Origin of the sequence: Pandoraea sp. E26, assembly GCF_000681415.1 — a bacterium.
Lineage (GTDB): Bacteria > Pseudomonadota > Gammaproteobacteria > Burkholderiales > Burkholderiaceae > Pandoraea > Pandoraea pnomenusa.
The window spans coordinates 1-2349 of the sequence record NZ_AYXJ01000056.1; the positions used below are offsets into that span (position 1 = coordinate 1).

The 2349-nt window shown below is 67.8% G+C and carries 1 protein-coding gene; it reads right to left on the reverse strand.

What is annotated here, in order from left to right; genetic code table 11:
• The coding region (locus W930_RS0124935) for an autotransporter domain-containing protein (RefSeq protein WP_028731401.1) at window positions 1-2349 on the reverse strand (2349 nt) is incomplete at both ends.

A 2349-nucleotide genomic window follows, 5' to 3' on the forward strand; every position in this document is an offset into this window, starting at 1 on the left:
CACGCGCGGCGTGACGATCAACGGGCCAACGGGGAGCGGAAGGCTGCCCTGCAATCCCGCATGGAACTCCTGCGCATTCCCGTCCGCCTGCGCGTTGCCGAGCGCACCGAAACCGCGCGTGGTGGAAATGAAGTCGTACGCATAGCCTGCCGTGGCTCCCACATTGACCGGCCCAAACCACCGTCCACCGTACGCTGCGAGGCGTACCGCGTCGATGGTGCCCTTCGTGCCGGTCGACTCGGAGACGTCGTCGTGCGTGTAGCCCGCGGCCACGCCAACCGTCCAGTCGCCTGCGCGCGTCTCCAGGCCCGCCAGGAATCCGAACGTGCGGCTGTCGTACGAGGGAATGCCGCGCTCGCCATCGATCCTGGCATTCTGGCCGGTGAGCGCAACCCAGCCGGCCGTGCCGGGGCCCGCGCAATCCGTGCGACCTGCAACAGGAAGATTGCACGACGACCCGACGCGCGCCAGCAGGGCTTCGTTGGTTCGTTGCGTCTCACGCATCGCCGCGCTCGCGACCGCGCCGAAAAGCGTGGCATGGGTCGGGGCAATGACAACCGCACCCAGCGACGCGACCGTACCGTTCGCCAACGACGCGACGTCCAGGACAAATCCATCCGGCACATTCGACACAACATTCGCGAACGCGCCCACGACGGTGTTTGCCGTGAGAAGCCGATAGGACGTTGCCGAGTAGGTGCCCGGCCCGAAGAGCACTTGAAGCGTGCCGGCAAGCGTCGCCGTGCCGTTCACGACCAATTGCGACGCCGCTGACGGACTGACATCGAACGCCAGCGTACCCGACGGGGATTGCGAGAAATTGCCGTTGATCGTGAGCGTGCCGATGGAGCCACCCGGGCGTACCGTGCCGGCATTGCGCACGTTGCCCGCAATCGTGCCATGACCACGCAATGTACCGGCGGCATTCACCTGCACTTCACTGACGAGGCTCGCCGTCGGCGTATTCAGATCGCCGACTTCCAGCGTGCCGCCGTTCACCGTCGTCGGGCCCGTGTAGGTATTGACGCCATTGAGAATCAGCAGGCCCGAGCCGTTCTTCGTAAGCCCGCCACTGCCGTCAAGGGTGCCGGAGAAGACACTGTCGAGTGCCGAATCCGACGTCAGTGTCGAGGCGCCGAGGCTGACACGCCCGCCGCCGCTCAACGCGCCGACCGTTTGCGCGCCCGCGCTCGCGATATCGAACAGCGCGCCGGGCGCAATCTCGACGCCGGACGAACTCGCAATCGATGCGTTCGAGGTGAGTTGCAGCGTGCCCTCCTTCACGCGCGTCGCCCCGGTATAGCGGTTTGGCGCGGCAAGGCTCAACGTTCCCTGCCCCGCCTTCGTGACGCCTCCGCCGCCCGTCATCGCCTGATTCACGGAAAAGGTGTTCGACGCCGCCTCGATGTTGATCTCCCCGCCCTGCGGGCCGAGCACGAGCGTGCGCGACGTCGAGGTGTACCCCGTGCCCGCCACGTGAAACGCCCCGCCGTTGAGCGTGAGCGCGCCCGACGTGGCGCCGAGGCTTGCGTCCTGGGTCACGGTAAGCCGCCCCGCATCGACCGACCAGGGCGTAACGGCTGAAGTCGCGCCCGTGAGCGTCCAGGTACTGGCGTCGCGCTTCGCGTAAGCGCCAAAGCCGATGAACGCATTGCCGATCTGACTGACGTCGAACGTGTCGTCGGCGCTCCCGCCGAGTGCGAGAATGTCCGGGGCAGCAGCGCCGCCACTCTGGCTCACCGCGAGACCATTCAGCGTGTAACCGCTTTCGAGCTTCAGCATATTGCCGCCGCCGATCATCCGTACGGCGTTGCCGGGGTGATTCCCATACGTGTCGGTTCCACCGGTAATGGTGCCACTGAGGTTCACGGTGCCGCCGCCGGTCGCGAGCAACCCAACGCCGCCCTGCGCCGCACCGCTGAAGCTGAAACTCGCCCCGCCTGCAATCAGACCGGCGTTGTTCACCGTGGCGCCCCGGCCGACGATGACGCCAGCCACGCCTTCCTGCGTCGGGCTCAGCCCGCCGGTGATTGTCCCTCCTGGCGCGTTGACCAGCGTAGCGCCCGTATCCAGCCGCACCCCCGCGCCGCCCTGGCTTCCGGGCTCGGTCGGCCCCAACGCCGAAAACGTCCCCGTGCCGCCGACAATGGTTCCGCCATTCGTCAGCATGGCCCCCGTCGAGAGCGTTGCGCCATCTCCACCGCTCGCCGTCTGGCCGGCGGACATTCCCACGGTGGGCGCCCCGCCTCTGCCGCCGACACCGCCGGATACCGCGCCGACATTGGTCGCGCTGGCCCCGTTCGAGAGCGCAATACCGCTGCCGCCGCGCCCGCCGGCGCCCGGACTTTG